Origin of the sequence: Arthrobacter sp. YAF16 (assembly GCF_052113385.1) — a bacterium.
GTDB lineage: Bacteria > Actinomycetota > Actinomycetes > Actinomycetales > Micrococcaceae > Arthrobacter.
Genome location: NZ_JBFRDC010000001.1, coordinates 120,581 through 147,391, shown reverse-complemented (window position 1 = coordinate 147,391; position 26,811 = coordinate 120,581). Strand labels below are relative to the sequence as shown.

The window sequence follows — 26,811 nt, the reverse complement described above, 5'->3', positions numbered from 1 at the left end:
CGCAGTCTGGTTCGATGAGCGGATGGAACATTCACAGTTGAATTTGCCCTCTCCGAAGCTCACCGCGGGCGATCGGGTCGCGGTTCTCTCGCCGTCCTTTGCCGCGCCTGGATTCGCCCCTGCCGTGCATGAGCAGGCCATGCGGCGCCTCATTGCGACCACGGGCCTGGTACCGGTGGAGTTCCCAACGACCCGCAAGCTCGGTTCCAGTCCAGAGGAACGGGCGGCGGACATCAATGCGGCGTTCGCCGATCCCAGCATCCGTGCGATTCTCGCGACCATCGGCGGCGACGACCAGATCACGGTCGTGCCGCATCTGGACGCCGCGGCGGCCGTAGCGGATCCGAAGATCTTCATCGGCTACAGCGACAACACCAATCTGCTCAACTGGCTGTGGTCCCTTGGGATACCCGCATATTACGGCGGTTCCACCCAGGTTCACCTCGGCGCCGGGCCGGGTGCGGACGACGTCCACCTCGCTTCCCTGCGTGCGGCGCTGCTCACCGGAGGCGAACTTGAGGTCACCGAACCGGGGGAATCAGAGGACTTCGGGCCGGATTGGCTCGAGCCACGGGCGCTCGTCGAATACGGCGACCGCGAACCCACCGAACCCTGGACGTGGACGGGTCCGGCATGCACCGTCTCCGGTCCCACATGGGGCGGCTGTATCGAAGTCCTCGACCAGCTGGCCATCGCCGACAGGCTGCCCGCCCTCGACGCACTCCGGGGCAGCATCCTGCTCCTCGAAACCAGCGAACTGCTGGCTCCCGCAGACTGGGTTAAGCGGTGGATTCGAGCGCTCGGCGAGCGTGGTGTCTTGGAGGCAGTCGACGGCGTGATGGTCGCCAGGCCACCCGTCAGCAGCCACGGGCAGATCCCGCCCGCCGTCGAACGGGCTCAGTTGCGCGCGGCACAGCGGGATGTGGCCGCCGCCGAAATCGCACGATACAACCCGGACGCCGTCGTCTGCATCGGGGTCCCGTTCGGGCATACCCGGCCACAGTGGATCATCCCCTACGGCGGTCAGATCCAACTCAACGGCGAAGCAAAGACGATCACCGCGAACTATTCCTAAGCGTCGCGGAGCTCGAAAGTCAGCGACCAAGTTGGCTAAGCGGCGAAGCCCGCGATCCGGGCGTTGGATCGCGTTCATCCTCGCAGGAGCGCCGATCCTGACCGTTCTGCTCTGTAGTCCTTGCGCACCACTCCCGCCCGGAATACCGTCTCGAGAAGCAGGAGCAACCACGAGCGGAAGGCATGCCGTGCTGAAGCAAGTCGCTGACGGCGTTTGGGTTCACCAGAGTGAGTTCCTGCAGAGCAACTCCGTCATCGTTCAGGGCCGGGCCGGTGTGCTGCTCATCGACCCCGGGATAACGCGCGGCGAAATGGCGGACCTCGCGAACGACCTTCGCGAGTTGGGCCAGCCCGTCGTGGCAGGCTTTTCGACCCACCCGCATTGGGACCACGTACTCTGGCACCCGGACTTCGGCGACGTGCCACGGTACGCCACGGCCCGCTGCGCGGCACCGATCCAGGACCTGCTGTCGCAGCCGGACTGGAAGGCCCGCGTAGCCGGAGTGCTGCCGCCGGACTTCGCGGGGGAGATCCCGATGGAACTCCTCGGCCTTGTCACCGGCCTGCCTGCCGACGCCGCGCGGCTTCCCTGGGACGGCCCCAAAGTCCGGATCATCGAGCATCGGGCCCACGCCGCAGGCCACGCCGCGCTGCTGATCGAGGATCGCGGCGTCCTTGTCGCCGGGGACATGCTTTCCGACATCCTGATGCCGTTCCTCGATCTGAAGGCCGCGGATCCGATCGGTGACTACCTCGCCGCCCTGCCGCTCTTCGAGGGCATCACCGGCGACGTCGCCGCCGTCGTCCCCGGCCACGGCTCAGTCGGCGGAGCCGAGCAGCTGCGGGCGCGGCTCAAGCAGGATCGCGCGTATGTGGAGGCCTTGCGGGACGGCGCTGAGCCCAATGACCCGCGGCTGGGCCCCTCGGCTCCCTTGGAATGGCTGGCCGGCGTGCATCAAGGGCAGGTACAACAGCTCGCCCAAAGAGGGGAAAACGCGAAGCCCGCGTAGCCGTCTCCGGGCCTGTCCTGGCCAGCCCCGCGTGTATAAAATCTGGCGGTATGGCGCTGCGACTTGTTCAGGTGAATTTTAAGGCTCGGGACGACTCCGCGCTCGGCCGGTTTTGGGCGGAAGCGCTCGGTTGGGGCGTGTCCAGCGAGGGACCCGGGGTGACCAATGTTGAACCCGTGGGCTTCGCCTGGCCGGACCCGGCGGCCGTGTGCATCGACGTCGTCACCGTCCCGGATCCGGCGACGGTGCAGTACCGCGCGCACCTCGACCTCGCCAGCACCTCGGCCGCCCATCAGACAGAGCTGGTCGCGCGCCTGCTGGAACTCGGCGCGACTCCCGCCGACATAGGCCAGAGTCTTGTGCCGTGGACGGCCCTGGCCGACCCGGAAGGCAACCTGTTCAGGGTGCTGGAGCCCCGGGCGATCTACCGGGATACCGGGCCGGTCGCCGCAGTGGTGGTTAACTGCGCGGATCCGAGGGCCATGGCGCGGTTCTGGAGCGGGGCGATGGACTGGACCCTGCACGAGGTGTCCGACGACCACGCGAGGTTGCGTTCGGCTGCGGATGTCGGGCCGTATCTGGAGTTCCTGCGCACGCCGGCCCTAAAGACCATGCCCGGCCGGGTCCATCTCGACCTGCTGCCGTATCCCGGCGATGATCACGCGGCCGAGGTGGCCAGGCTGCGGGCTCTGGGCGCAACCGACGCCGACGTCGGCCAGGGCGATGTGCCATGGGTGTGCCTGGCCGACACCGAGGGCAACGAGTTCTGCGTCCTCGCCCCGCGCTGAGCTAGCCGCCGATCACCACGTTCGCCGGCGGTTCGTCCGCGAGCATGAGTTCGATCTGGCGCTGCAGCAGCTTGCCCATTCGCGGGCGCATGGCCGAGGTGGCGCCGCCGATGTGCGGGCTGATGATGACGCCGGGGGTGCCCCACAGCGGGTGGTCCTGCGGCAGCGGTTCGGGGTCGGTGACGTCCAGGGCGGCGCGGATCCGGCCGGAGGCGGTGTGCTTCACCAGGGCTTCGGTGTCCGCGACCGGCCCGCGGGCGACGTTGACCAGCAGCGCGCCGTCGGGCATGGCGGCGAGGAAGGCGTCGTCGATCAGGTGGCGGGTGGAAGCGCTGAGCGGGACCACCACCACCACGATGTCGTGCTCCGGCAGCAGGCTGTGCAGTTCGTCGATGCCGTGGATCTGGCCGCGCGCATCGGACCGCGCCTTGCTGGCCACCCGGGTCACGGTGGTTTCGAATGCCAGCAGCCGGTCCTCGATCGCCTTGCCGACGCCGCCGTAGCCGACAATCATCACGCGACGGTCCGCAAGGCTTGCGGTGGGACGGCTCTCCCAGCGGCCCTCCTGCTGGTTCTTCAGCATCCGGGGGAATTCACGCTGGCTGGCCAGGATCAGGGCCAGGGTCAGTTCGGCGGTGGACGCCTCGTGGACGCCCGCGGCATTCGCGAAAACGCGGCCGGCGGGCAGCACCTCTTCGACGCCGTCGTAGCCGATCGACTGGCTCTGCACCAGCCCGGTCTCCACGCCTTCCAGCCCGCGCAAGGCGGACCAGCCGCCCATGTAGGGCGGAACGACGATGTCAATGCTCGGCCGCGGCGCTTCACCGGACAGGTCCCACTGGAGGACGGTGACATCCGGGTGGGGCTGGAGGTATTCACGCAGGGTTGCGTCCGGCAGGCTGACAGTAATTTTCTTCGGCATAGTTGCCAGCCTAGTAGGCCGGCGCGGACGACGGCGGACCCGGGAGGGCTGCTCCTAGACTCTTCGCGAGAAAATACGGATACCGCACAGCAGCATCCGGATCCTAAACAAGCCTTAGTTCCGGTTGAGGCCAAACCGCCGGGTGAGCAGGGCCTTCTTGAAGTGAACTTCCGCGGCATCCACCTGGGCTGCGGGTGCGCTGGGCGAAAAAACCTGGAGAATGCTGAATTGGAAGTGGTGTCGGTGAGCGAGATCGAGGCCATCTAATTCGCGGAGAGCAACGTTGCCCCCATGGCCATTCTTCGCGTAGACGCTCCAGCGCCCGAGAAAACGCTCGGCGCCGTCGGCCTTGCCTACGTAGAGCTTGCCGGTTTTGGTGTCGGCTATGAGGTAGATGCCCTGCACGGAACTGAGCGCTGTCCGCCACTGCCTATAGCGGTCATCTTCGACAATGGCCTGGAGTTCCCCGAAGCTGACAATAAGTGAATCGAATCCCGGAAACGGTTCAGTCTTTGGATCCGAGATTTCGACTACGGGCATCATTAGCGCGTGTTTCCCTGCCTTGGCCCAGTTCACAGTATCGGCTGTCCACTCAATGACCAGCCGCTGCTCGTGCGCCGAGAAGACCTGCGAGGGGCGCAGATCAAAGAAACGACATCTCTCGGTGCGCTCTGCCAAGACCTCACCATGGTTCTCATACGCGGTAAGGAACCGGGCGCGACGGCCCGTGGTTGCAAGGAAGTTCAGCCAAAGTCGCGGAGGGGTCTTACCGAGCTTGTTGTTCAGGCCCTGCTCGCGCGTATACGTCAGCAGCTTCGGACTCTCGGCCTCGTTCTGGCTTGCCAGCCCATCCGACGAGAGGGTGTGCCGGATAACGACTACGTCATCCGGTACGAGCCCCGCCGCGTGAAAGAGATGTCCAAGTCGGAGTTCACCAAGGACGTCGTTATTCATGCTTTCCCCCGTTCAAGCACGAACGCCGTGCACTTTCGTGAATGTCACGCCTTAGCTTACGGTCCGACGGCTCCGCGCCTTGGAAAGTGGTTTGAAGGGCCGGCGCGGACGACGGCGGCAGGTGCCGGCCGCCGTCGTCGTCCGCGTCCCGGAGTGCCTAGCGGCCGAAGAGCTTGGCGAAGAAGCCGGTCTTGGGCTCGTCTGCGTGGCCCTTGCAGCGGTCGGCGCTCTTGACGCCGCGCATGACCTGGTCCACGTGCTGGCCGCAGCCGGCCCACGTGGTCTTGCCGCACTTCTTGCATGCAACCTGTCGGCACATCTGGTGTCTCCCTTTGTCGGTATGGGTCTACCCCTCCACTATACCCCGGGGGGTATGTTGCGCAAGTTCATGGAACACCATTCCGCCCAAGGGCGTTAGTTTCCTACAGTGGGACCCGTCGACGGGACGCACGCACTGACTTCAGACCGTACCGAGAGGATCGCTTCATGGCATACATCAAGGTTGGAACCGAGAACAGCACCGACGTCGAGCTCTACTACGAGGACCACGGCGCCGGGCAGCCGGTGGTCCTGATCCACGGCTACCCGCTGGACGGCTCGTCCTGGGAGAAGCAGACCGCCGCGCTCCTGGCCGCCGGCTACCGCGTGATCACCTACGACCGGCGCGGCTTCGGCCAGTCCAGCAAGCCCACCGACGGCTACGACTACGACACCTTCGCCGCCGACCTGAACACCCTGATGACCGGCTTGGACCTCAACGACGCCGTGCTGGTGGGCTTCTCGATGGGCACCGGCGAAGTGGGCCGCTACCTCGGCAGCTACGGCTCGGCGCGCGTGGCCAAGGCCGTCTTCCTCGGCTCACTGGAACCGTACGTGCTGCAGACCGAGGACAACCCCGACGGCGTCCCGCAGTCCGTGTTCGACGGCCTGATGGAAGCGGTCACAGCCGACCGCTACGCCTTCTTCACCGACTTCTTCATGAACTTCTACAACAGCGACACCTTCCTGGGCACACCGCGGCTCAGCGAGGAAGTCATGCGGGCCGGCTGGAACCTCGCCACTGCGGGCGGCCCGACGGCGTCCGCTGCCGCGCAGCCCACCTGGCTCACCGACTTCCGCGGCGACATCCCCAAGATCGACGTCCCGGCCCTGATCGTCCACGGCACCGCGGACCGGATCCTGCCGATCGACGTCACCGGCCGCCGCTTCACCAAGGCCCTGCCGGACGCGGAGTACGTGGAGATCGACGGCGCCCCGCACGGGATGCTCTGGACCCACGCCGCCGAGGTCAACAAGGTGCTGCTGGGGTTCCTGGCCAAGTAGGCCGCAGCGGCGGTTTCCGCGCCGGTTCAGGACGGGCGCACCTCGGGTCCGGGGTGCGCCCGTCCGCGTCCGTAGCGGTTTTCTGGAAGCGTCGGAGGGGCTGGCGCATGCGGGTCCACAGGCGCACGATTAACGTACCGGGAATGCCCTGGCGCAGACCCCCCGGCCGACGCCCGTTTTAGCACGGGCGAGCTAATCGAAACTGGACGGACGTGCCACCGCGACTGCGGTGCCACCGCGGCGTGATCGTGACGGGCACACGCCGTCCGACCCTCTTGAACCGCATCCTCCAGTAGGAGCACCAAAGAAATGTCCATCACCACATCACCAACCACGTCCCACCCCCGGGCGGCCAAGTTCACCTTGGTCTCGGCCATCACCCTGGGGCTCATCGGCGGCCCCGTCGCCTTGGCCGCACCGGCTGACGCGTCGACCCGCCAGGGTGGCTGCACCGTCGACCCGTTGAGGCCCACCGACCGCAGCCATGGGTCGATTTCCGCATCAAGGTGGACTGCCGGGACAACAGGACCGTGCAGATAAGGCAGTTGCGCTATGAAGACGAGCGCGGCCGCAGGCACGACGATTTCCTGGGCGGCTCAACGTTCTGGGAGTCCTTCAACCGGCGCCACGAGTCGACGACCGTCCACAGCTACCGCTTCGTCCCCGACCGCCGCGGCGAGGAAAAGGTTTACCAGCTCGTCTCGTTCCGCGTCCGCGTGGGCAACCACTGGTCCAACTGGACCCGTTGGGAGAAGAGCGAGGTGGCAACGCTCCGGCACTGAACGTCTTCCACGAAAGTGCCAATACACCGGAAAGCCAAGGGGTTCCCTTGGCTTTCCGGTGTGCTGCGCGCTAGACCTCGTCGTTGTCCCACCCGCCGGCGCCGACGGCGTCTTCCGGCTTGTCGTCCGACGTCGGGTCGCCGGACCCGATGTACGCCGCGGGCACCGTTCCGGCGGCCTGGGTCTGCTGTTCCTCGCGGATGTTGCCGGCGCGGCCCGGCTCGGCGTGGCCCGGCCCGGCGTGCGGCTGGCGGGCCTCGACGTCGTCGGGGTCGCCCTGCTGCTGGCGCTCCTTCGCGGCGTCGGGGTCGCCGGGACCGCGCAGGCCGGCGGGGTCGTTGCCTGGCTCATTCGGATCACTCATTGCACTGCCTTTCATCCGCGGATGGACTTCTCCCACACTAACTTGGAGCCTTACCGGGCGGCGTCCGACGCGATCAGTTCTTCCAGCCCGCGCTTGAACCCGGACCGGCCGCCGTGGGCGGGATGCCTGATTTTCGGCACTTCCAGCCCGCTGCGCTGCAGGCTGCGGTGCGCCACGTTGCCGACGGCCACCACCGTCTCGATCGCAAATTCCTGCTTCAGCGCCTGCCAAAAGGGGGTTCCCAGCGCCGCTTCGGACGCCGTGGGGGTGCGGTTGGACAGGGGCCGCCCGGGCACGTGGGTGTGCCACGGGCAGGCGCTCCAGAGCAGCGGAAGGAACTCCAGCTCGGCCAGCACCTCCCACACCACCGTCGCGGTCGGCTCGGCGGCAATGCCCGCAGCGTCCGGCGGCAGAACGTAGCCCTTGCCCGGTCCGAACAGGCCAAAAGCGTTGGCTGGCCCCTCCAAAATGGGGCGGTTGGTGAACGGAACCCCGGTGATCCGCATGCCCCTGAAACCCGGGGCCTCCCCCACCAGCAGCACCTTGGGCGAACGGTCCCGCAGTTCCTGCAGGTAGATCGCCAGATTGCGCCGGCGCTGCTCATTCGCGGGCTCGCTGTGGTCGAAAAAGTTGGCGCACCCCGGCCCGGTTTCCACGGACGCGAGCCGGTGCACAAAGTCCTCGATGGAGGGTGCAATCATTCCGGACCTGCCCTCCTGGCGGCTCGTGGGTCACCCAGGCTATCCGCGGAACTTCCGCACGGGCGCCGGCGCCGCCCTAGCATGGGGACATGACGGACACGACCATCTTTACGGTGGGGCACTCCACTCACCCCATCGACGAATTCATCGGCATCCTCAAGGCCCACGGCATTAAGAAGCTGATCGACGTCCGCACCGTCCCGAAGTCGCGGCACAACCCGCAGTTCAACGCGGACGCACTCGCCGCGAGCGTGCGGGCCAACGGCATCACCTACCGGCGGATGGAATCCCTCGGCGGTTTGCGGCACACCACCAAGGACAGTGCCAATGGCGCCTGGCGCAACGCCTCGTTCCGGGGCTACGCGGACTACATGCAGACCGAGGAGTTTTCCGCCGCCGTCGGCCAGCTGCTGGAGCGCGGGCGGAGCAACGATGCGGCGATCATGTGCGCGGAAGCCGTCCCGTGGCGCTGCCACCGTTCGCTGATCGGTGACGCGCTCCTGGTCCGCAATGCCGAGGTGCTGGACATCATGACGGCGAAGTCCGCCAAACCCCACACCCTGACCTCGTTCGCCCGCGTCGACGGCCACCGGGTCTGGTACCCGGCGGAGTGACAGCCGGGGCGCCAACCGGACCGCCCCCTACCAGCGCGGGTGGACGGATTCGCGGAAGTAGCGGTCGTAGATTTCGTGGACGCCGACGTCGAAAGTTGAGTCAATGCCGCTGACCGACGCCGCCTCGGCGTTCGCGCGGGCCTGCTCGACGTTCCGGGCCCCCGGGATCACCGTGCTGACGCCCTCCTGCGCCGCGATCCAGGCGAGGGCCGCCTGGGCGGTGCTGACGCCGTCGGGCACCAGTTCCTGGAACTCGGCCACCGCCTTGAGGCCCTCCCCGAAGTCCACGCCGGAGAAGGTCTCCCCCACGTCGAACGCCGCGCCGGCGCGGTTGTAGTTCCGGTGGTCGTCCGCCGCGAAGGACGTGTCCGCCGTGTACTTGCCGGAAAGCAGCCCCGAGGCGAGCGGCACGCGGGCGATGATGCCGACGCCGGCGGCCACCGCCGCGGGCAGCACCTCGTCCAGCGGCTTGAGCCGGAAGGCGTTGAGGATGATCTGCACGGTGGCGGTGCCGTCGTGGCGCATGGCCTCGAGGGCTTCGTCAGCCCGTTCCACGCTGACGCCGTAGTTCCGGATGGCACCCTCGGCCACCAGGGTGTCCAGCGCGTCGTACACCTCGGCGTTGCTGTAGACGGCGGTGGGCGGGCAGTGCAGCTGGACCAGGTCGAGCTGCTCGACGCCGAGGTTCCGCCGGGACCGGTCCGTCCATTCGCGGAAGTTGGCGAGGTTGTAGTTTTCCGGCCGCTGCTCCATCCGGCGGCCCATTTTGGTGGCCACCGTGATATCCAGGCCGGAGTTGTTCGCCAGGAAGGCGCCGATGGCCTGCTCGCTGCGGCCGTCGCCGTAGACGTCGGCGGTGTCGAAGAACGTGACGCCGGCTTCCGCGGAGGCGGCCAGGATGGCCTGCGCCTGCGCCGGGTCCACGTTGCCCCAGTCCGCTCCGAGCTGCCAGGTGCCCAGCCCGATGATGGAGACGTTCCGACCGGTCTTGCCCAAGATTCTTTGTTCCATGATCCGACTATAGGGTGTTGCCTTGCTAGCCTGAGGCTGTGAAGTACGAGAGGCTGTGGATCGGAATGCTGGTTGGCGCTGCCCTCGGCTTTGCCATCGGCGTGGCCACGGCCGACAAGCCTTTTACCGGGCTCCTGATCGGGGTGGCCGTCGGGGCGCTGATCGGCCTGGCTGCCCGCAAGGACCCCACGAAGCGGTAGGGCCGCTTCTGCATCTGAAGGAACCCTCATGACCTTTTCGGTCAACTGCTCCATCATGCTCGCCGAGCTGCCGCTCATGGAGCGCCCGGCCGCGGTGAAGGCTGCCGGTTTTGACGCCGTCGAGTTCTGGTGGCCGTTCGCCAGCTCCGTCCCGGGCGATGCCGAGCTCAGCCGGTTCGAGCACGCGATCACGGACGCGGGGGTCCAGCTGGTCGGCCTGAACTTCAACGCCGGCGACATGCCCGCCGGCGACCGCGGCCTGGTGTCCTGGCTGGGCCGGTCCGACGAGTTCCGGGACAACATCGATGTGGTGGCCGGCATCGGCGGACGGCTCGGCTGCACGTCCTTCAACGCTCTCTACGGCAACCGGCAGGCGGGGCACGCCCCCGAGGCCCAGGACGAACTGGCAGTCCGGAACCTGGCCGCGGCGGCCGCGGCGGTGGCCCGGATCGGCGGCACCGTGCTGCTCGAACCCGTCAGCGGCGCCCCGGACTACCCGCTCCGCACCGCCGACGACGCCCTCCGGGTCATCGCCAGGGTCAAGGAGGAAACCGGTGCCGGGAACATCAAGCTGCTCGCCGACTTCTATCACCTCTCGGTCAACGGTGACGACGTCGACGCCGTGATCGAAGCCCACGCCAAAGACTTTGGCCACATCCAGATCGCTGACGCCCCCGGTCGAGGAGCCCCCGGGACCGGTCAGTTGCCTCTGGCGGCATGGACCGCCCGCAGCCGCGAACTCGGTTACGCGGGCCGCATCGGCCTGGAATACCAGGCGGCCGCGGCCACGGCGTTCGACTGGGCCCGCCGCCAGCCCGCGGCCCGCTGAGGGGCCGACGTCGGGCAAGCCGGCACCGCGACGGCGCGCCGCTCTTAGCGCGTTCCGGCCCGCTTGCGCCGGTCCTTGCCGCCGCGGAGGTCGCGGTTGAGGCGGCGGTCGCCGTAATAGAGGATCCCCTCCCAGTTGACCTCTTCGGGCGTCTTGGGAACGATGCTGGGAGCCGCGGGGGCGGCCTGTTTTGGCTTGATGTAGAGCCAGTTGAGGACTCCGAGCCAGATGTCCACAACCGAGTTCCGCAGCCCGATGTAGGCGCGGATGGCGTACGCGGCCATAACGGCGTTGAAGGCGGCGAAGGCGGCATTGGTCCAGTTTTGCTGCATGGCATCGCGCCAGACAGTGAATAGGGAGAACGCGACAATGGCGTACGGCGCCAAAACGTAGATCGCCGGGGCGGCCGTCCGGTCCTTGACCTTGGGGGTCCGCGCAAACGGGATCTTGTCACCCGTGACGGCCTGCTGCAGTGATTTCATGACGCCGGCCAGGTTCACCGGCATCAGCACCAGGTTGAACCCGTAGATCCGGAAGATGTCGCTGAAGCGGTGGCCGGATTCACGCAGGTCGCTGCCCATGGCCAGGAAGTATGGCAGGGCCGCCGCAAAGACCAGGGGGCTCAGTAGCCTGCTGTCGTAGGGGTAAGCCAGCAGGAACAGCAGCCCGAAGCTCGCCCAGGTGATCGACGCCATGTAGTTGACGCGGAGCATGATTTCCCGGCTACGCATGGCCTGGTCGGTGCCCCGGCGGTGCCGGATCGTGTCCCAGAGTTTCGGCAGGATCAGCAGGCCGCCGTTGGCCCACCGCCGGCGCTGGACCACGAGGGAACCAAAATCCGGGGGTGTGGCGCTGTAGCTCAACCGTTCCGGATAGTTGACGAGTTCCCAGCCCTCGCGGCCCAGGTCCACACTCGATTCGGTGTCTTCGATCACGGTCCGGTCCTGGATATAGGTCCGCACTTCGAACCCGCCTTCGGCGGAGACTTCCACGATGTCTTCCAGCGCGACCTTGCGGATGACGGCGTTGGCGCCGACCCAGAAGGTGGACCCGTACCGCGTCATGCCCTGGTGCTGGACGTGCTGGAGGTCGGTGGTGGCGCCGGCGACACGTTCGATCCGGGTGGGCGCACCCCTGAAGGACGAATATGGCGTCTGGGTCACGGCCACCCGCTCGTTTCCGGGCGATTCCAGGAAGTGGACCAGACGCAGGCAGTAGTCCCGCAGCAGCAGCGAATCGGCGTCCAGGGTCAGGACGTAGGTGCTGTCCTCGACGATGAGGTCATCGCCCGCCGGCACGGTGGACGGCCGGAGCACGGTGCCGTCGGCGGTGTGTTCGCTCCGCCAGCGGTGTCCCATCAGGCTCAAGTAAGCGTTCAGGTTCATGGCCTTGTTCGCCTCGTGCGACAGGCTGGCGTACTTCTTGCGCTCGAACGTGGAGACGCGGGCGTTGAAGATCCAGGTCAGCCGGGCGTACAGCTCCCGCATGCGGGGCACCTCCGGCTCCGTGCCCTGCGCCTGAGCCGCGTGGAGGGCCGTCAGGACGAGCCGCAGTTCACGGGCGAGGCCCATGAGGACGAGGTCCACGAAGAACTCATCGACGTGGTCATCCACCCGTTCCGTCTCGGCCATGGCCTCGATCCAGTCCGCGGCGTACTCGTACTCGGCGATGAGCGCCGGCAGTCCGCCGGCGGCCTTGCCCTTGCTGGCGCGGAGGTTAAACGAGTCGCTCGCGGCGTTTAGGCGGCTGGCCGGCTCGTGGAGGGCCCGGTTGATACCGGCGGCGAGCTCCCGTGTCGCCTGCAGCCGCTCCTGGTCCTGAGGGTCCGCGGGGAACGGCGGGTCGTCGAGCAAGAGGACGACGGACAGGTCCGGGAATTCCTGCAGCGCGGCGGACCACAGCGTGGCCCGGACAACCTGCGGTTCCTCGGCATACGAGGGCACAAGCACGGTGACGGCCTTGTCGTAATCGACGAAATGGCGGTCCAGCTCTCCGCGGGGAACCCTGCGGTGCTCACGGAACCGGTTCAGCGCACCCTGCCGGGCCAGGAGGTACATCAGGGCAGAAAACGTCAGGAATGTTACGACGACGACATACGACACCGCTTCCGCCCGGAATCTGAATCCCGCCGTCGGGTCATTGACCAGCGCCCTGAGCACTGTGGTCACCACATAGCCGACCCAGGCCAGCACCGTAACAAGAATGCCGACCCTGCCCAGAATAATTTTCCGGCGCGAGGGTTCGGGGTGCACGATTGCCAACGGCTCCGAGCGCCGTTCCGCACCCCATTGGCGCTTACGGCTCTTTGCACTCTCGTCATCGGCCGTAGTTTCATCCGGCCGCGAATTGGCCAAAAGGTTAGACATGCATCCCCATCCACGTCATGCGTGCCCCCAGCGGACACACAGGAGGTCATCCTCCCGTCAAATCGGGTCCTGACCTGCCCTTATACTAAGCGCACGACCCCTAACTATTTACCAGTGATCATCAGATGGCTGGAAAGTACTTCGATGGGCCGCGATCCACGCGGCCGGGGCAGTAAAAACGTTGACAAGTAGTGGGGTATACCTGTGTCGAACCGCTTTCCCGGGCGCCGCCTTTCCAAATTGCGGCTCGGAATTCTGCTGCTTGTTGTCGCTGCCCTTACGGGTGGCTCTATTTTGGGTCTTCGCTCATTCCAGGACGCAAACGCGGCCTCCTCAATTCCTTCGGTCTTCTCCGGCTATGTGGATGTGACGGCCACGCCGCGGTACTCGTTTGAGTCCGCGGCCACTCCCGAGGCCAAGAGCGTGGTCCTGTCGTTCATTGTTTCGGACAAGGGTGACCCCTGCGCGCCGTCGTGGGGCGCCGCGTACAGCCTTACTGCGGCCGAAGCAGAGCTGGACCTGGATCGGCGGATCGCCCGGCTTCGGCAGTCCGGCGGAGCCGTGTCCATTTCCTTCGGCGGCGCCATCAACACCGAGCTGTCCGTTGGGTGCACCGATCCGGCCCGTCTCACCGGCGCCTACCGCGATGTTGTGGAGCGCTACGACGTGAGCTCCATCGACCTCGACATCGAGGGCACCGCCCTTGCCGACACAGCCTCAGTCGACCGCCGGGCCCAGGCCGTGGCGGCGCTCCAGGCGGACCGGAAGAAGATGGGAAAGACTCTCGATGTGTGGCTGACCCTCCCTGCCGATCCGGCCGGGCTGACCCAGACGGGGCGCGACGTCGTCGCACGGACGCTTCGCGCCGGCGTCGACGTCACCGGCGTCAACATCATGACCATGGACTTTGGCGGCAGCAAGCCGGCCGGCCAGTCCATGTATGACGCGTCCGCGTCCGCAGCGGAGGCGGCGCACGCCCAGCTGCAGACCCTGTACCGCGCGAACGGCCAGGACATCGGATCGGACACGGCCTGGCGCCGGCTCGGGATCACCCCGATGATCGGACAAAACGATGTTGCGGGAGAAGTCTTTACGCTCGACGACGCGTCCGCGCTCAACGCCTATGCCAAGTCCAAGGGCGTGGGCCGGGTGTCCATGTGGTCGCTCAACCGGGACCGTACCTGCGGGAGCAACTACCCGAACGTGGCTAAAGTCTCCGACAGCTGCAGCGGCATCAACCAGGGCGACGCGCTGTTCTCCACCGTCCTGGGTGCGGACGTGATCCCCACGGGTTTCGCCGCCGCCCAGACCGCGCCGCCCTCCGCCAGCCCCAGCCCCACCGTCACGGATGACCCCTCCACCAGCCCGTATCCGGTCTGGAACGAGTCGGCCCGCTACGTTGGCGGCGACCGAATCGTGTGGCACGGGAATGTCTACGAGGCCAAGTGGTGGACCCAGGGCGACAGCCCGGACAACCCCGTGGACCAGGGCGCCACGGTTCCCTGGAAACTCATCGGCCCCGTGCTTCCCGGCGACCGCCCCAGCCCTCGGACCACTGTCGCCGCCGGCACGTTCCCGGAATGGTCCTCGACGACGGTCTACAAACGCGGCTCGCGGATCCTGTTCGACGGCTACGCCTTCGAAGCCAAGTGGTGGACACAGTCGGACAGCCCTCAGGCCATGCTCGAAGGCGCGCCAGACTCGCCCTGGATGAAGCTGACACCAGCCCAAATCCAGTCCCCCGCGGCAAAGTAGCCGGGGTGGTCGGCCGGCGCGCAATGTCCGCGGCGGCCCAGCGGAATACCGGATCCGCCCGGAATGTTGTGCATCACAGACCAACTTCCAGCCGCCCTCCAAGCGAAGGACTCTCCCATGAGCCAGAACCTCACCGTCAAGCTTCAGCCCGGAACCCCGGCCCCCGATTTCACGCTGCCCGACGCCGAGGGCAAGCCGGTTTCCCTGGCCGACTACCGCGGCAAGAACGTCATCGTGTACTTCTACCCGCAGGCCGCCACCCCGGGCTGCACCACCGAGGCCTGCGATTTCCGCGACAGCTTGGCCTCCCTGCAGGGCTCCGGCTATGAAGTCCTGGGCATCTCCCCGGACGCCCCCGAGGCGCTGGCGCACTTCACCGGCGACTTCGCCCTGACCTTCCCGCTGCTGGCCGACGAGGACCACGCCGTGGCCCTCGCCTACGGCGCCTGGGGCGAGAAACTGGTCCGCGGCGAGATCACCGAGGGCATCGTCCGCTCCACCGTCGTCCTCGATCCCGAGGGCAAGGTGAAGCTGGCGCAGTACCAGGTCAAGGCCGAGGGCCACGTCGCCGCGCTCAAGGACGAACTCGGCGTCTAGGAATTCCGCCGCGGATTAGGAAATCCGCGCCGGTTTCGGACAGGCGCGCACCCGATCCGGCCTGCCTGCGTCCGAAAGCGCAGCGAAAATCCGCAGCCACAGCCGGACTTGTCCACATCCGCCGTCGTGCCCGTTGCCGACGACCGGGCGGCCGGAGAGCATCGCGGCATGGAACTTCCCCGACTCATTCTCAGCAGCGACTCGGCACGGCTCGGCCGGGACGCGCGCGAGCTGTGCCGCCGGGCAGCGGCGGGCGAGCTGCGCCGCATGAGGCGGGGCGTCTACGTTCAGTCGGTGGCATGGGACGCGCTCCCGAGCTGGAACCGGTACACGCTCCTCATCCAGGCGGCCGCGTCGACGCTGCAAAGCCGTACCGTGTTCTGCCGGAAGTCCTCGGCCGCGCTGTGGGACCTTCCGGTGCTGGGCCGCCCCACGCTGGTGCATGCCTGCACGTCCGACGACGGCGGCGGCCGCTCGCGGGCGGGTGTCCGGCGGCACTACACCGATCCGCTGACCCTGCAGGTCGAAGAGCGCCGGGGGCTGCTGGTCACGGGGCGGCTCCGGACCGTCCTGGATCTGGCGGCGTTCGAGTCATTTGAACAGGCCGTCGCGGTGCTGGACCACGTGCTGCGTCCGCAGCCGGGGCTGCCCGCTCTGAGCAAGGAGGAGCTCGACGGCGGCATCGGAGCCGATTACAGCGCGGCAGCGGTGCGCAGAATCCGGGCCGCGATCGACTTCGCAGACCCGGCATCGGGATCACCCGGCGAATCGGTGAGCCGTGCCCTAATGTATCGGCTGGGCTTCGAGCCCCCTCGGCTGCAAACCCCCATCCGCGATGCCCGCGGACTGGCCGCCTACACGGACTTCGAATGGCCGGAGCAGGGGCTGTGCGGGGAATTCGACGGCCTGGTCAAGTACCAGAAAGCCGAATACCTGCAGGGACGGACCACCTCCGAAGTCGTCATCGACGAGAAGGCCCGCGAGGACCGGATACGCGCCACCGGCCGGCGGGTTATCCGTTGGACCTGGACCGAGATCTCCGGGCCGGCGAAATTCGCCGCGTTTCTCACTTCCCACGGGGTCCCGAGGCTGACCAAGCCGGCCTGCCGCCGGTGATGGCGCGCCGGCATCGGAAATCCGCGCCGGTTCCGGTCAGCCGCTCCCCGGATCCGGGGCGCACCAGTCCGAAACCGGCGCGGAAACGCCGCGGCCCAGGGCCTACGCCTTGGTGCCCCCCACGATCGTCGCCGCTGACCGGAGCCTGAGCGCGCCCTGGTGCTCGTAGCGTCCCAGCAGCTGGAAGACATCGGAGCGGATCAGCGCCCGCGCTTCCTTGTCCGCCTTCGCCAGGCCCGTGGCCACCGTGGCCGCGATATCAGTGATGAATTCCCAGTAGCTGTCCGGGGAGTCGTGCACCAGGTCCGTGCTGACCTTGTGCTCGGCCACGTCCACCAAGCCGGCATCCCGGAACAGCCGGGTCATGAAGCCGGGCGCGGAGCAACGGAACAGCCCCGGCATGACATCGGGCCGCCGCGGCAGCTCCGCATGCTGAGCGAGTGAGCCAAGGACGAGGGCGGCCCAGGGGTTTTCCGCGGTCCGGCCCCAGACGGCCGCGCTGATCCTCGCCCCGGGCTTGGCCGCCCGCACCATTTCCCGCACGGCGCCCCGCATGTCGGGAAAGTAGTTGAAGCCGAAACGGCACAGGACGGCGTCGAACGTCGCGTCCTCGAAGGGCAGCTCCGCGGCATCACATACGTTGAAGCTCACATTGGCCAGCCCTTGGGCGGAGGCCTTCTCCTCGGCCACGTGCAGCATGCCGGCCGAGATGTCGGTGAGCACCACCTCGCCGTCGGGCACCAGGGCGGCCGCCGTGAGCCCGGGCTCGCCGGTGCCCGACGCAACATCGAGCACAATCGAGTCCGGTCGGAGCCGTGCGTCCTTGATCACGGCGTCGCCGAAAGGGCGTTGCCAGCCGAGCAGTTCCGCGTCCCACTTTTTCCAGCCTGCCGCGAACTGGTCCCAGATGATGCGCTGCCGGTCCCGGATACTGTCCGCTGCAACTGCCATGGTAGGTCCTTAAAAGTCCGGACCGCACCCTCCCCCGCCCCCTAGTGTGCTCCGCCGCCCGAGTTCCCGCTAGGGTCCCGGATTTCCGCCACGGAATCGGTCCTCCGCGCCGCGGATCCCCACAGCGGCGGTCCGCAAACGGCGCGAAAATGCCCGGCGAAAAAGCAGCGCCCGCGCGGGCAGTAGGCTTAACGGCATGGCTCCTGAAGACACCCCCGTTGCGCCCGAACGCCGCTCCGTCACCGTCCGCCGCGCTCCGAGATACGTCCCGTTCCTGATCCTGGGCGGCCTGCTGGGCGTCGTAGTGGCCGCCGTTATCGCTTACGGCCTGCCGGCCGACGAGGGCTACGACGCCAACTCCGTCTTCGGCTTCTTCCTGACCTTCTGCATCGCGGGCGGGGCCATCCTGGGCGCCGCCGTCGCACTGGTGCTGGACCGGCTGAGCGTCCGCCGCGCCGAGCGCGCCGTCGTCGAGTCCGTCCCGGACTCTGTTCCGGACACCGACGGCGAGGACCGCGCCTAAGCAGGCGAAGGCCGGCCGGCAGGTCATAAACCGGCCTCCGGAAAAGTCCTAGCGCACAACGTGAGATAATCGACCAGTGGCACGCGGCGATGGAAAACTTTCTCATGACCTTCTCTCTGGCGAAAAAGGCCCGCAGGACGCATGTGGCGTCTTCGGGGTCTGGGCTCCCGGCGAAGAGGTAGCAAAACTCACCTATTACGGGCTGTACGCGCTGCAGCACCGCGGTCAGGAGTCGGCTGGTATTGCCACCAGCGACGGCAAGCGGATCAACGTCTACAAGGACATGGGGCTCGTGTCCCAGGTCTTCGACGAGACCACGCTGAACACCCTGACCGGGCACCTGGCCGTCGGCCACTGCCGCTACTCCACCACCGGCGCCAGCCACTGGGCCAACGCCCAGCCCACCCTCGGCGCCACCGCCACCGGCACGGTCGCCCTGGCGCACAACGGCAACCTCACCAACACCGCCGAGCTCAAGGCCATGATCGTGGACCGCAACGGCGGCCAGCTCACCGGCGAAATGAAGCAGGGCAACACCTCGGACACCGCCTTGGTCACGGCCCTGTTGGAGGGCGAGGAGGGCAAGTCCCTCGAACAGACCTCGCTGGAACTGCTGCCCAAGATCAAGGGCGGCTTCTGCTTCGTCTACATGGACGAAGGCACCCTCTACGCTGCCCGCGACACCTACGGCATCCGCCCGCTGGTCCTGGGCCGGCTGGAGCGCGGCTGGGTGGTGGCGTCCGAGCAGTCCGCCCTCGCCACGGTCGGCGCGAGCTTCATCCGCGAGATCGAACCGGGCGAATTCATCGCCATCGACGAACAGGGCGTCCGCTCCCAGCGCTTCGCCGAGCCGACGCCGGCCGGCTGCGTCTTCGAGTACGTCTACCTCGCCCGCCCGGACGCCGCGATTGCCGGCCGCTCGGTGTACGAATCCCGCGTGGAAATGGGCCGCCAACTGGCCCGCGAGAACACCCAGGAAGCGGACATCGTCATCCCCGTGCCGGAATCCGGCACCCCGGCCGCCGTCGGCTACGCCGAGGAATCCGGCATCCCGTTCGCGCACGGCTTCGTCAAGAACGCCTACGTGGGCCGCACCTTCATCCAGCCCTCGCAGACGCTCCGCCAGCTCGGCATCCGGCTCAAGCTCAACGCCCTGGAGTCTGTAATCCGCGGCAAGCGCGTGGTGGTGGTGGACGACTCGATCGTCCGCGGCAACACCCAGCGCGCCATCGTGCGGATGCTCCGGGAAGCCGGCGCCGCGGCCGTGCACATCAAAATTTCCTCCCCGCCGGTGAAGTGGCCCTGCTTCTACGGCATCGACTTCGCCTCCCGCGCTGAGCTGATCGCCAACGGCGCCACGATCGACGAGATCTCCCAGGCCATCGGCGCGGACTCGCTCGCGTACATCTCCGAGGACGGCATGATCGGCGCCACCCGGCAGCCGCGCGAACGCCTGTGCACGGCCTGCTTCACCGGGCAGTACCCGATCGAGCTGCCCGGCGCCGACAAGCTCGGCAAGAACCTGCTGGAGCGCCCCGACTCTGTCGGACAGCCTGTCGGACTGCCCGCCACGGCGGCCCCCGCAGCGCCCGGGAGCGCGGCCGCCGGGATTCCCGCGGCCGACGCTGCCGCCAACGCGGCGTCCGACGCCGCCATCCCGGCCGACGAGGATCCGGCTGAGAAGGCCGGCGCCACGGGTTGCGATCCGGGGCCCGACGCCGAGTTCGAAGAACTGCTCACCGACGCCGACCGCGTACCCGCCGACAAGCTTGATGCCGACAAGAAAGAGCCAGTATGACTTCCGCCTCCACGGCCGCTGACATGAACGACGCCCAGAACACCGGCATCACCTACGCCTCCGCCGGCGTCGACGTCGAAGCGGGCGACCGCGCCGTCGAACTCATGAAGGACGCCGTCAAGGCGACCCACAACTCCTCGGTGATCGGCGGTGTTGGCGGCTTCGCCGGCCTGTACGACGTCTCCAAGCTGCTCACCTACAAGCGGCCGCTGCTGGCCACCTCCACCGACGGCGTCGGCACCAAAGTCGCCATCGCCCAGGCCATGGACATCCACGACACCATCGGTTTCGACCTCGTGGGCATGGTGGTGGACGACATCGTGGTGGTGGGCGCCGAGCCGCTCTACATGACCGACTACATCGCCTGCGGCAAGGTGGTCCCGGAGCGGATCGCCGACATTGTCCGCGGCATCGCGGCCGCCTGCTCGGTCGCCGGTACCGCCCTGGTGGGCGGCGAAACCGCCGAGCACCCGGGCCTGCTCGGTGAGCACGAGTACGACGTCGCCGGTGCCGCCACCGGCGTGGTCGAGGCCGACTCGCTGCTGGGTCCGGAGCGCGTACGCGCCGGCGACGTGGTGATCGGCATGGCCTCCTCCGGCCTGCACTCCAACGGCTACTCGCTGGTCCGGCGCGTCGTCAACCACGCCGGCTGGGCCTTGGACCGCCACGTCTCCGAATTCGAGCGCACCCTGGGCGAGGAGCTCCTGGAGCCCACCCGGGTGTACGCCGCGGACTGCCTGGATCTGGCCCGCACGTTCCCGGTGGACGGCTCCGCTGCCGGCCGGGCCGTGCACGGCTTCAGCCACGTCACCGGCGGCGGACTGGCCGCCAACCTGGCCCGTGTCCTGCCGCAGGGCCTGCTGGCCACAGTGGACCGCGCCACCTGGGAGCTGCCGCCCATCTTCAAGCTGGTCTCCGAGCTGGGCAACGTCCCACTGGCCGACCTCGAGCGCACCCTCAACGTGGGCGTCGGCATGGTCGCGATCGTCTCCCCCGAGGCCGCCGACGCCGCCGTGAACCACCTGAATGCCCGCGGCTTGCCGTCGTGGATCATGGGCACCGTCGGGGAAAACTCCGACTCGGTTCTCAAGTCCGGCCCGGACTACGTCCAGGGCGCCAAGGGCGTCGACGGCGGCGCCGTCCGGATGGTCAACGCCTACGCCTAGCCTTACTGCTGCGTCGGCAGCGTAAGGATTTCGGCGCCGTCGTCGGTAATCGCGATGGTGTGTTCGCTGTGCGCGGTCCGGCAGCCGGTCGCGCTTCGGAGGGTCCACCCGTCGGCGTCGGTGACGAGCTTGGCGGTGTCCGCCATGACCCACGGTTCCAGCGCGAGCAGCAGCCCGGGGCGCAGGGTGTAACCCCGGCCTGGCCGGCCGGTGTTGGGAACATGCGGGTCCTGGTGCATCGTCGATCCGATGCCGTGCCCGCCGAACTCCGTGTTGATCGGATACCCGGCCTCGCTGAGGACCGCGCCGATGGCATGGGAGATGTCCCCGATGCGGGCTCCCGGTCCGGCCGCGGCTATCCCGGCGCTCAGTGCGCGTTCGGTGGCGTCGATCATGGCGACACTCCCGGCCGGCCGCGTCCCACCCACGATGAAGCTGATGGCGGAGTCCGAGGCCACCCCGTCCTTGGCGACGGCGAGGTCCAGAGTCAGCAGGTCCCCGTCGGCCAACGCGTAGTCGTGGGGGCGTCCGTGGAGGACGGCGTCGTTGACGCCCGTGCAGATGTAGTGGCCGAACGGCCCGCGCCCGAACGACGGCGCGTAATCGACGTAGCAGGACTCCGCCGCGGCGTCGGCGATCAATTCCGACGTCCACCGGTCGATGTCCAGCAGGTTGGTGCCGATGGAGCTCCGCGATTTCAGCGTCTGCAGGATGTCTGCGACCAGGCGGCCCGTCACTTTCGCACGCGCCAACTCGGTGTGGTTCAGGAACTCGATCATGTGACGCCCTTTCGTCTAAAACCAATAACTATACCGGTCATATTATCCCGGTATTAGAATTGGATCCATGGTCAGATTGCCGCTCACATCCGCTGAAGTCGAGCGCGGACAGCGCCTCGGTGTCCTGCTGCGCCGCGCGAGGGGTGACCGCTCCATGCTTGAAGTTGCCCTCGATGCGCGCGTCTCGCCCGAAACCCTTCGAAAGATCGAGTCTGGCCGCGTGGCCACGCCGGCCTTTCCGACCATCGCCGCGATCGCCGGCGTCCTGGGCCTCTCCCTCGATGCCGTGTGGGCCGAGGTGAGCCCGCCCGGGTCCGGCGATGAAGCTGCGGGCCCTGGCAGCACCGCACGCGCGCGGCTTGCCTCGTAGGCGTTCCGGCTCTCTTTCGGGGGCCCGGCTAAACCTCCAGCACGCTGAACACGCCGCCCTGCGGGTCCCGGACCGTCGCAATGGCACCGGCTTCATCGTCCGCCGGTTCAATGAGGACGACGCCGCCCGCAGCGCGCGCCGTCGCCACGGCTTCGGCGACGCTGGGAACCCCGAAATACACCTGCCAGCCCGGCTCAAGGTTGCGCTCGGCCGCGGGCACGGTGGCGATCCCGGCGACCTCTGTGCCGTCCACCATCAGGGTCGTGTACGTTCCTCCGTCGTCCTGCGGGTACTCGGTCACCTCGTGGCGGAATAGCTGCTGGAAGAACCCGACGGCGGCCTCCGGCTCGGGCGTGAGCAACTCGACCCAGGCCAGGGCGCCCGCTTCCTCGCTCCGCGCCGTGCCGAAGTGCGTGCCGGCCTGCCAGGCGCCCGTGGTCCCTCCGCCGGGCGGGGCGAAGAAGACCATCACGCCGGTTCCGTCCACAGCTTCCGGCCCAAACTCGAGCACCCCGCCGGTGTGCGGCAGTTCGGCGGCGAGCCCGGCGGCGTCGTCGACGGCGAAGTAGACGTTCCACTGTCCCGGGGCCGCCGCCCGCTGCTGCTGCGGGTTCTGCGGCGCGATGACGGTAACCAGTTCCTGGCCCAGAAACGCCTGGGCGAAGCTGCGTCCGTCGGGGGTGGGCTGGTCCTCGTACCGCCAGCCGAAGATGGCGGCGTAAAACTCCTTGGCCGCAGCCACATCGGACGTCTGGAGATCGGCCCAGCAGACCTCGCCTTCGGCATACCCCGAACGAATCGCCATGGAAAGTCCTTCCCAGAGAAATGCCGGACAGCCCGGCAAGTCCAAACTAGCCCGGGGCGCGTGGCCCAGCAACCGATCCTCGCCCGCCGTTTCGATGGTTCCCTGCCTACAAGTCGTTTAGAAGCATCGACTGGGCGCGGAACCGTCTAAACGGCGGTTCAGCGGCGGGGCAGCGGGGCCGGCACCGGAGGGAGGGCGGCAGGGGCGGGTGGTTGTTGGACGCAAAAAACCCGCCGGGCACGCCCCGAAGAGGGTGTGGCCGGCGGGCCTGTAAAACTTGGTCGGCACCCTCGCTTGGCAAGGGGTGACCGGAAGAAGTGTCGACTAACCTATCCGACGGGAATCTACCTCGTCGTCGTCCTCTTCCACATCGTCCGCGTACTTATCCACATAAGCCGAATAATCCGGCTCAACGGGCTCACTCGAGAAGCGGCTCGGCGCACGACCCTCCGAGCTCTTAAGCTCACGCTGAAGCGCAGAGTAGTCAGTGTTCGGGGAATAGTACTTAATATCCCGAGCCTGCTTGGTAGCTTTTGCCTTTTGACGGCCGCGCCCCATGGCGTGACCCCCTTTTGTACTCGGACCGGAGGTGGTCACCATTGGCGTTCGGTGAGGCCCCGGAATGTTTGGTCAATTTGTCGTACACCTAGATTACATGCTTTCGGCGGTCACTGCTCGCCGCCCGAGCGCCTCCGCATGCGGCCCGGCAGCCTTCTTCGATAGAGTCTCTTGATGGGCTCCCGGAAACGCGGCCCGGAGCCGGGCATCCAGCCCCGGCAAAGACGCACGGAAGAGGTGAATTCCCGAGTGACCGAAAAGCCTGCCAGCGACGAGAACGCCAGGCGCGGCGATGCCGGAATGCCTGACGTTCCCCCTGCGGACAGCCCCGGAGAGCGGCCGGTTCCGGCCCCGCCGGCACGCATGCCCTCTTCCGTCCGCATCCCGCCCCGGCCTTCCGCGCCGCCGACGTCCGCCGTCCCGCTTGTCCCGCGCAGCATCGCCTCAAGCACCCCTCCCTCAAGCACCACTCCCCTAAGCAGCACCGCGCCGGGCGCCACTGCCCCTGCACCTACCGCACCCGCCGCGCCGTCCTACCGGCGGGCCGCCGCGCGGTCCGAAAGCCGGGCGGGAGCCGAAACCTTGGCGGGAGCCGAAACCCGGTCCACGACGCCGGCCGCAGGCGGCGGACGCGCCGGCGTCGAGGCCCCGAAGCGGAAGACCGGGAACCGGAAGACCACCTCCGGCGCCTCCCAATTCGGCAAGCTGCTCTCCGCCCAGGTGGCGCAACTCAGGACCTCAGACCTGGGGCCCCGCGCCCGGCAGCTGGGCGGCAGGCTGGGCGCGAGCGCCCGACGCGCGGGCCGGACCCTCTGGGCCGCCGCCCAACGGCTGGGCCTGGCGAGGGTCGGCGCCGCCCTGGCCGCCGTCGTCGTGCTGGGGCTGGTGATCTGGTGGCTGACCTCGCTGGGTGCCGCCACCCAGCAACCCACGGCCGGCGCCTCGCCCGCTCCGGCCGGGTCCTCGTCCGCGGCCCCCGCGGCCCGGGGCCCGCTGCCGCTGGAAGGCGTCAACCCGATGGACTTCCGGCTCGGCGACTGCTTCAAGGACTTCGACGCAAACGCCCCCACCTCCACTGTCGTGGCCTGTGACACCGGACATTCGGCCCAGTTGGTGGCAGTGGACAGTTACGCCGCCGCCGACGCCTACCCGGGCCGTGACCCGCTGAAGCAGAAGGCGCTGGACACCTGCAAGGCGGCCCAGCTCACCGACAAGTCCGGGAACTACCAGTTCAGCTACAAACTGGCCTATCCGAGCTCCTCCAGCTGGGGCACCGGCGACCGGCGGGTGGACTGCTACTTCGTGGCCGACGGCGGAAACGTCATCAAGGAATCCCTGATCCCGCGGCTCTAGGGCTCCGTCAGCGTATTCTTCACGCCCGGCGGCGGGTTTTTCATGGACACCAGCGGAACCAACGGTACCTTTGAGGTGTTGCTGAATCTCTCGGCTGCCCATTCAGGAGGAGACATGGTCGTGGCACCGGATTCTGTCGACGGTGGAAAGGGGAGCGTCAAACTCCTCGCTGACGGCTACATCCACCTGCAGTGGCTACCCGGGATCAGCATTGAGGTCGCGGATGCCCGGGCGGCGATGGCGAAAGTGAACGAGGCCTGCCAGGGCGTCCCCCATCCGATGCTTGTCGACATGGCGTCGGTGGCTTCCGTCAGCCGTGAAGCCCGAAGCATCTGGTCCATCCCGTGCAGCGCCTCCCGCATCGCCCTGCTGGGACGGTCGCCCGTGGACCGGGTCCTGGCGAACTTCTTCCTGGGGGTTCATATACCGCCTTGCCCAACACGGTTTTTCACCTCGCACAACGACGCCATGGAATGGCTCAGTGCCGACCGGTGAAAGGGGTCGGCAACGACAAGACAGCATCGCAACTGTCGACGTTCCTGAGACTCTTCCCTACACGGCTCCGGCCGACGGGGCTGTAGACGGCCGCCTGCAACTGCTGGTCGACGGCATCGTCCGGCTTGCTGCCGGCGAGCTGAGTGCGCGGATCGAACCCTCGGACCAACGCGATGAGATTGATGCCGTCATTACCGGCGTCAATCTCCTCGCCGAGGAGCTCGGCCATACCCATTCGGACCTGGAAGAACGGGTGGCTGCCCGCACCGCCATGTTGCGGCGCACCCAGGTCGAGCTGGAGCAGATGGCCAAAACCGATGCTTTGACGGGCCTGGCCAATCGGACCCTGCTCAGCGAGCGAATCCAGGACGCGATCGGCGCCAGCGCACAGGGCGGCAGCGCCGCGGCCGTTCTGGTGTTGGATCTGGATTCCTTCAAAGCCATCAACGACACCATGGGGCACAGCGCCGGGGATGCCGTGCTTGTGGAGGTCTCCAGCCGTTTGCGCTCCGTGGTCCGGACCTCGGACACCGTGGCGCGCCTCGGCGGGGATGAATTCGCCGTCCTCATTGCAGGGGCGACCGAAGAGGAAGTCGTCCACATTGCGCAGCGGGCGCGGGAAGCCCTGCAGGAGTGCATACACGTGGGATCCGAAACGGTCTGGACCACGGCGAGCATCGGGATCTGCCTTCGCAATCCCGGACATAGCTCGGAGGAACTCATGCGCGATGCCGACATCGCCATGTATCAAGCCAAGGCCCAGGGCCGGAACAGAATCTCGCGCTTCCACCCGGATATGCTCGACGCCGTCAGGGAGCGATCGCGGATAACAGCCGAGTTGCGCACGGCGGCTTCCGAGGGACAGCTGGCACTTCTCTACCAGCCGGTCATTGAACTCGCCTCCGGGCGAGTCGCCGGCGTGGAGGCCCTCGTCCGGTGGCACCACCCGGTCCACGGAACCATCATGCCGGACAACTTCATCGGCATCGCGGAAGAGACCGGCCTCATCGTCGAGCTGGGGCGATGGATCCTGCACGAAGGAATCTCTCAGCTGAGCCGGTGGAAAAGGGAGGCACCGGATCTCACCGATTTCCGGCTGCACATCAATCTCTCGGCCGCCGAGCTCCTCAGAGGCGACCTGCTGCAGGACATCCGGGACACGTTGGAAAACAACGACGTGCAACCGGGCCGGCTGGTGCTTGAGATCACCGAAACCGTCCTGATGTCCCCCGGAGCGGGAGAGGAACAGGTGCTGAGAGCCCTCCGCGCCATGGGTGTGGGACTGCAGATTGACGACTTCGGCACCGGGTACTCGTCCATCAGCTACCTCCGGACGCTTCCCGCAGACACAGTCAAGGTGGACCACTCCCTCATCAAGGACCTTGAGTCCGACCCCCGGCAGCAGAAATTCGTTTCTGCCATCCTCCAGCTGATCTCAGCGGCCGAGCTCGAGGCGATTGTGGAGGGCATCGAAACGGCCGGGCAGGCCGCAGAACTCCGGGCTATGGGTTGCCTCTACGGGCAGGGCTACTACTTCGGACGTCCGGAGCCCGCTGTAGACGCACTTAATCGGCTCCGCGCTGCCGGACAGCAAAGGTAAAGTGACG

29 protein-coding genes are annotated in these 26,811 nt (G+C 67.5%); 18 read left to right on the top strand and 11 right to left on the bottom strand.

The window, feature by feature from the left end:
• The first annotated feature begins 22 nt into the window (after positions 1–22).
• The 3 genes from AB4Y91_RS00695 to AB4Y91_RS00685 all read left to right on the top strand — a co-directional run bounded on the left by AB4Y91_RS00695 (position 23) and on the right by AB4Y91_RS00685 (position 2,872).
• The gene (locus tag AB4Y91_RS00695) at positions 23–1,075 is read left to right on the top strand and encodes a S66 family peptidase (protein ID WP_441416673.1); all 1,053 of its coding nucleotides are present in this window, start codon (positions 23–25) and stop codon (positions 1,073–1,075) included.
• A 187-nt stretch (positions 1,076–1,262) separates the two neighbouring features.
• Complete coding sequence (locus tag AB4Y91_RS00690) at positions 1,263–2,084, top strand: MBL fold metallo-hydrolase (protein ID WP_441416672.1); 822 nt, start codon at positions 1,263–1,265, stop codon at positions 2,082–2,084.
• Between the two features lie 50 nt (positions 2,085–2,134).
• Positions 2,135–2,872 (top strand): VOC family protein, encoded by a 738-nt coding sequence (locus AB4Y91_RS00685; RefSeq protein WP_441416671.1) that lies wholly within the window; start codon positions 2,135–2,137, stop codon positions 2,870–2,872.
• Position 2,873: 1 nt separating this feature from the next.
• On the opposite strand, the gene AB4Y91_RS00680 is transcribed toward AB4Y91_RS00685, so the two are convergent.
• The 3 genes from AB4Y91_RS00680 to AB4Y91_RS00670 all read right to left on the bottom strand — a co-directional run bounded on the left by AB4Y91_RS00680 (position 2,874) and on the right by AB4Y91_RS00670 (position 5,067).
• On the bottom strand, positions 2,874–3,794 hold the full coding sequence (locus AB4Y91_RS00680) for a 2-hydroxyacid dehydrogenase (RefSeq protein WP_441416670.1): 921 nt from the start codon (positions 3,792–3,794) through the stop codon (positions 2,874–2,876).
• 114 nt (positions 3,795–3,908) lie between these two features.
• Complete coding sequence (locus tag AB4Y91_RS00675; protein WP_441416669.1) at positions 3,909–4,748, bottom strand: GIY-YIG nuclease family protein; 840 nt, start codon at positions 4,746–4,748, stop codon at positions 3,909–3,911.
• Positions 4,749–4,905: 157 nt separating this feature from the next.
• Positions 4,906–5,067: a hypothetical protein gene (locus AB4Y91_RS00670; protein ID WP_175322402.1), complete on the bottom strand. Its 162-nt coding sequence runs from the start codon at positions 5,065–5,067 to the stop codon at positions 4,906–4,908.
• Positions 5,068–5,234: 167 nt separating this feature from the next.
• Here AB4Y91_RS00670 and AB4Y91_RS00665 point away from each other — a divergent pair, with 167 nt between their 5' ends.
• Positions 5,235–6,071, top strand: coding sequence for an alpha/beta fold hydrolase (locus AB4Y91_RS00665; protein WP_441416668.1), 837 nt, complete (start codon positions 5,235–5,237; stop codon positions 6,069–6,071).
• Between the two features lie 530 nt (positions 6,072–6,601).
• Positions 6,602–6,853 (top strand): hypothetical protein, encoded by a 252-nt coding sequence (locus AB4Y91_RS00660; protein ID WP_441416667.1) that lies wholly within the window; start codon positions 6,602–6,604, stop codon positions 6,851–6,853.
• Positions 6,854–6,923: 70 nt separating this feature from the next.
• Here the strand turns inward: AB4Y91_RS00660 and AB4Y91_RS00655 are convergent, their stop codons facing one another.
• Together AB4Y91_RS00655 and AB4Y91_RS00650 are read right to left on the bottom strand one after the other, a co-directional pair.
• Positions 6,924–7,217: a hypothetical protein gene (locus AB4Y91_RS00655; RefSeq protein WP_441416666.1), complete on the bottom strand. Its 294-nt coding sequence runs from the start codon at positions 7,215–7,217 to the stop codon at positions 6,924–6,926.
• 50 nt (positions 7,218–7,267) lie between these two features.
• Positions 7,268–7,918: a uracil-DNA glycosylase gene (locus AB4Y91_RS00650; protein ID WP_441416665.1), complete on the bottom strand. Its 651-nt coding sequence runs from the start codon at positions 7,916–7,918 to the stop codon at positions 7,268–7,270.
• Positions 7,919–8,007: 89 nt separating this feature from the next.
• Here AB4Y91_RS00650 and AB4Y91_RS00645 point away from each other — a divergent pair, with 89 nt between their 5' ends.
• Positions 8,008–8,532, top strand: a complete 525-nt coding sequence (locus tag AB4Y91_RS00645; RefSeq protein WP_441416664.1) for a DUF488 domain-containing protein — start codon at positions 8,008–8,010, stop codon at positions 8,530–8,532.
• 27 nt (positions 8,533–8,559) lie between these two features.
• Here the strand turns inward: AB4Y91_RS00645 and AB4Y91_RS00640 are convergent, their stop codons facing one another.
• Complete coding sequence (locus tag AB4Y91_RS00640) at positions 8,560–9,543, bottom strand: aldo/keto reductase (RefSeq protein ID WP_441416663.1); 984 nt, start codon at positions 9,541–9,543, stop codon at positions 8,560–8,562.
• A gap of 38 nt (positions 9,544–9,581) precedes the next feature.
• On the opposite strand from AB4Y91_RS00640, the gene AB4Y91_RS00635 reads away from it, so the two are divergent.
• Together AB4Y91_RS00635 and AB4Y91_RS00630 are read left to right on the top strand one after the other, a co-directional pair.
• Complete coding sequence (locus tag AB4Y91_RS00635; RefSeq protein WP_441416662.1) at positions 9,582–9,743, top strand: hypothetical protein; 162 nt, start codon at positions 9,582–9,584, stop codon at positions 9,741–9,743.
• Between the two features lie 28 nt (positions 9,744–9,771).
• Positions 9,772–10,572 (top strand): hydroxypyruvate isomerase family protein, encoded by an 801-nt coding sequence (locus AB4Y91_RS00630; protein ID WP_441416661.1) that lies wholly within the window; start codon positions 9,772–9,774, stop codon positions 10,570–10,572.
• Between the two features lie 44 nt (positions 10,573–10,616).
• Here the strand turns inward: AB4Y91_RS00630 and AB4Y91_RS00625 are convergent, their stop codons facing one another.
• Positions 10,617–12,938 carry a glycosyltransferase family 2 protein gene (locus AB4Y91_RS00625; protein WP_441416660.1) on the bottom strand — a complete coding sequence of 774 codons (2,322 nt, stop codon included), beginning with the start codon at positions 12,936–12,938 and terminating at the stop codon, positions 10,617–10,619.
• Positions 12,939–13,232: 294 nt separating this feature from the next.
• Between AB4Y91_RS00625 and AB4Y91_RS00620 the strand changes: the two genes are divergently transcribed.
• The 3 genes from AB4Y91_RS00620 (at position 13,233) to AB4Y91_RS00610 (ending at position 16,406) form a co-directional block, all read left to right on the top strand.
• Positions 13,233–14,693: a chitinase gene (locus AB4Y91_RS00620; protein ID WP_441416659.1), complete on the top strand. Its 1,461-nt coding sequence runs from the start codon at positions 13,233–13,235 to the stop codon at positions 14,691–14,693.
• A gap of 117 nt (positions 14,694–14,810) precedes the next feature.
• On the top strand, positions 14,811–15,290 hold the full coding sequence (gene bcp / locus AB4Y91_RS00615) for a thioredoxin-dependent thiol peroxidase (protein WP_175322394.1): 480 nt from the start codon (positions 14,811–14,813) through the stop codon (positions 15,288–15,290).
• Positions 15,291–15,458: 168 nt separating this feature from the next.
• Entirely contained in the window at positions 15,459–16,406 is a 948-nt protein-coding gene (locus tag AB4Y91_RS00610) for a hypothetical protein (protein WP_441416658.1), read from the top strand.
• Positions 16,407–16,508: 102 nt separating this feature from the next.
• Here AB4Y91_RS00610 and AB4Y91_RS00605 read toward each other — a convergent pair whose 3' ends face one another.
• Positions 16,509–17,357: a class I SAM-dependent methyltransferase gene (locus AB4Y91_RS00605; RefSeq protein ID WP_441416657.1), complete on the bottom strand. Its 849-nt coding sequence runs from the start codon at positions 17,355–17,357 to the stop codon at positions 16,509–16,511.
• Positions 17,358–17,553: 196 nt separating this feature from the next.
• On the opposite strand from AB4Y91_RS00605, the gene AB4Y91_RS00600 reads away from it, so the two are divergent.
• The 3 genes from AB4Y91_RS00600 (at position 17,554) to purM (ending at position 20,844) form a co-directional block, all read left to right on the top strand.
• Positions 17,554–17,880 carry a hypothetical protein gene (locus AB4Y91_RS00600; RefSeq protein ID WP_441416656.1) on the top strand — a complete coding sequence of 109 codons (327 nt, stop codon included), beginning with the start codon at positions 17,554–17,556 and terminating at the stop codon, positions 17,878–17,880.
• 76 nt (positions 17,881–17,956) lie between these two features.
• A complete protein-coding gene (purF, locus tag AB4Y91_RS00595) occupies positions 17,957–19,678 on the top strand; it encodes an amidophosphoribosyltransferase (protein ID WP_441416655.1) in 1,722 nt (573 codons plus the stop codon).
• Complete coding sequence (gene purM, locus AB4Y91_RS00590; RefSeq protein WP_441416654.1) at positions 19,675–20,844, top strand: phosphoribosylformylglycinamidine cyclo-ligase; 1,170 nt, start codon at positions 19,675–19,677, stop codon at positions 20,842–20,844. The genes purF and purM overlap by 4 nt, the downstream gene beginning before the upstream one ends.
• A 2-nt stretch (positions 20,845–20,846) precedes the next feature.
• Here the strand turns inward: purM and map are convergent, their stop codons facing one another.
• Positions 20,847–21,623: a type I methionyl aminopeptidase gene (gene map, locus AB4Y91_RS00585; protein WP_441416653.1), complete on the bottom strand. Its 777-nt coding sequence runs from the start codon at positions 21,621–21,623 to the stop codon at positions 20,847–20,849.
• A 67-nt stretch (positions 21,624–21,690) separates the two neighbouring features.
• Here map and AB4Y91_RS00580 point away from each other — a divergent pair, with 67 nt between their 5' ends.
• On the top strand, positions 21,691–21,993 hold the full coding sequence (locus tag AB4Y91_RS00580) for a helix-turn-helix domain-containing protein (protein WP_441416652.1): 303 nt from the start codon (positions 21,691–21,693) through the stop codon (positions 21,991–21,993).
• 28 nt (positions 21,994–22,021) lie between these two features.
• On the opposite strand, the gene AB4Y91_RS00575 is transcribed toward AB4Y91_RS00580, so the two are convergent.
• Positions 22,022–22,798 (bottom strand): VOC family protein, encoded by a 777-nt coding sequence (locus tag AB4Y91_RS00575; protein WP_441416651.1) that lies wholly within the window; start codon positions 22,796–22,798, stop codon positions 22,022–22,024.
• Between the two features lie 324 nt (positions 22,799–23,122).
• Positions 23,123–23,356 (bottom strand): DUF3073 domain-containing protein, encoded by a 234-nt coding sequence (locus AB4Y91_RS00570; protein WP_082492711.1) that lies wholly within the window; start codon positions 23,354–23,356, stop codon positions 23,123–23,125.
• A gap of 582 nt (positions 23,357–23,938) precedes the next feature.
• On the opposite strand from AB4Y91_RS00570, the gene AB4Y91_RS00565 reads away from it, so the two are divergent.
• The 3 genes from AB4Y91_RS00565 to AB4Y91_RS00555 all read left to right on the top strand — a co-directional run bounded on the left by AB4Y91_RS00565 (position 23,939) and on the right by AB4Y91_RS00555 (position 26,804).
• Positions 23,939–24,709: a septum formation family protein gene (locus tag AB4Y91_RS00565; RefSeq protein WP_441416650.1), complete on the top strand. Its 771-nt coding sequence runs from the start codon at positions 23,939–23,941 to the stop codon at positions 24,707–24,709.
• A gap of 114 nt (positions 24,710–24,823) precedes the next feature.
• Complete coding sequence (locus tag AB4Y91_RS00560) at positions 24,824–25,204, top strand: DUF7793 family protein (protein ID WP_441416649.1); 381 nt, start codon at positions 24,824–24,826, stop codon at positions 25,202–25,204.
• Positions 25,191–26,804: a putative bifunctional diguanylate cyclase/phosphodiesterase gene (locus AB4Y91_RS00555; protein ID WP_441416648.1), complete on the top strand. Its 1,614-nt coding sequence runs from the start codon at positions 25,191–25,193 to the stop codon at positions 26,802–26,804. The genes AB4Y91_RS00560 and AB4Y91_RS00555 overlap by 14 nt, the downstream gene beginning before the upstream one ends.
• Positions 26,805–26,811: the final 7 nt, after the last annotated feature.

Bases quoted from the DNA above. Each gene is read 5' to 3' on its own strand.
- AB4Y91_RS00675 (WP_441416669.1), bottom strand. From the start codon at position 4,748: ATGAATAACGACGTCCTTGGTGAACTCCGACTTGGACATCTCTTTCAC.
- AB4Y91_RS00655 (WP_441416666.1), bottom strand. From the start codon at position 7,217: ATGAGTGATCCGAATGAGCCAGGCAACGACCCCGCCGGCCTGCGCGGT.
- AB4Y91_RS00630 (WP_441416661.1), top strand. From the start codon at position 9,772: ATGACCTTTTCGGTCAACTGCTCCATCATGCTCGCCGAGCTGCCGCTC.
- AB4Y91_RS00570 (WP_082492711.1), bottom strand. From the start codon at position 23,356: ATGGGGCGCGGCCGTCAAAAGGCAAAAGCTACCAAGCAGGCTCGGGAT.
- AB4Y91_RS00575 (WP_441416651.1), bottom strand. From the start codon at position 22,798: ATGGCGATTCGTTCGGGGTATGCCGAAGGCGAGGTCTGCTGGGCCGAT.
- AB4Y91_RS00685 (WP_441416671.1), top strand. From the start codon at position 2,135: ATGGCGCTGCGACTTGTTCAGGTGAATTTTAAGGCTCGGGACGACTCC.
- purM (WP_441416654.1), top strand. From the start codon at position 19,675: ATGACTTCCGCCTCCACGGCCGCTGACATGAACGACGCCCAGAACACC.
- AB4Y91_RS00560 (WP_441416649.1), top strand. From the start codon at position 24,824: ATGGTCGTGGCACCGGATTCTGTCGACGGTGGAAAGGGGAGCGTCAAA.
- AB4Y91_RS00695 (WP_441416673.1), top strand. From the start codon at position 23: ATGGAACATTCACAGTTGAATTTGCCCTCTCCGAAGCTCACCGCGGGC.
- AB4Y91_RS00650 (WP_441416665.1), bottom strand. From the start codon at position 7,918: ATGATTGCACCCTCCATCGAGGACTTTGTGCACCGGCTCGCGTCCGTG.
- bcp (WP_175322394.1), top strand. From the start codon at position 14,811: ATGAGCCAGAACCTCACCGTCAAGCTTCAGCCCGGAACCCCGGCCCCC.
- AB4Y91_RS00680 (WP_441416670.1), bottom strand. From the start codon at position 3,794: ATGCCGAAGAAAATTACTGTCAGCCTGCCGGACGCAACCCTGCGTGAA.
- AB4Y91_RS00665 (WP_441416668.1), top strand. From the start codon at position 5,235: ATGGCATACATCAAGGTTGGAACCGAGAACAGCACCGACGTCGAGCTC.
- AB4Y91_RS00625 (WP_441416660.1), bottom strand. From the start codon at position 12,938: ATGTCTAACCTTTTGGCCAATTCGCGGCCGGATGAAACTACGGCCGAT.
- AB4Y91_RS00605 (WP_441416657.1), bottom strand. From the start codon at position 17,357: ATGGCAGTTGCAGCGGACAGTATCCGGGACCGGCAGCGCATCATCTGG.
- map (WP_441416653.1), bottom strand. From the start codon at position 21,623: ATGATCGAGTTCCTGAACCACACCGAGTTGGCGCGTGCGAAAGTGACG.
- AB4Y91_RS00600 (WP_441416656.1), top strand. From the start codon at position 17,554: ATGGCTCCTGAAGACACCCCCGTTGCGCCCGAACGCCGCTCCGTCACC.
- AB4Y91_RS00640 (WP_441416663.1), bottom strand. From the start codon at position 9,543: ATGGAACAAAGAATCTTGGGCAAGACCGGTCGGAACGTCTCCATCATC.
- AB4Y91_RS00645 (WP_441416664.1), top strand. From the start codon at position 8,008: ATGACGGACACGACCATCTTTACGGTGGGGCACTCCACTCACCCCATC.
- AB4Y91_RS00670 (WP_175322402.1), bottom strand. From the start codon at position 5,067: ATGTGCCGACAGGTTGCATGCAAGAAGTGCGGCAAGACCACGTGGGCC.
- AB4Y91_RS00580 (WP_441416652.1), top strand. From the start codon at position 21,691: ATGGTCAGATTGCCGCTCACATCCGCTGAAGTCGAGCGCGGACAGCGC.
- AB4Y91_RS00610 (WP_441416658.1), top strand. From the start codon at position 15,459: ATGGAACTTCCCCGACTCATTCTCAGCAGCGACTCGGCACGGCTCGGC.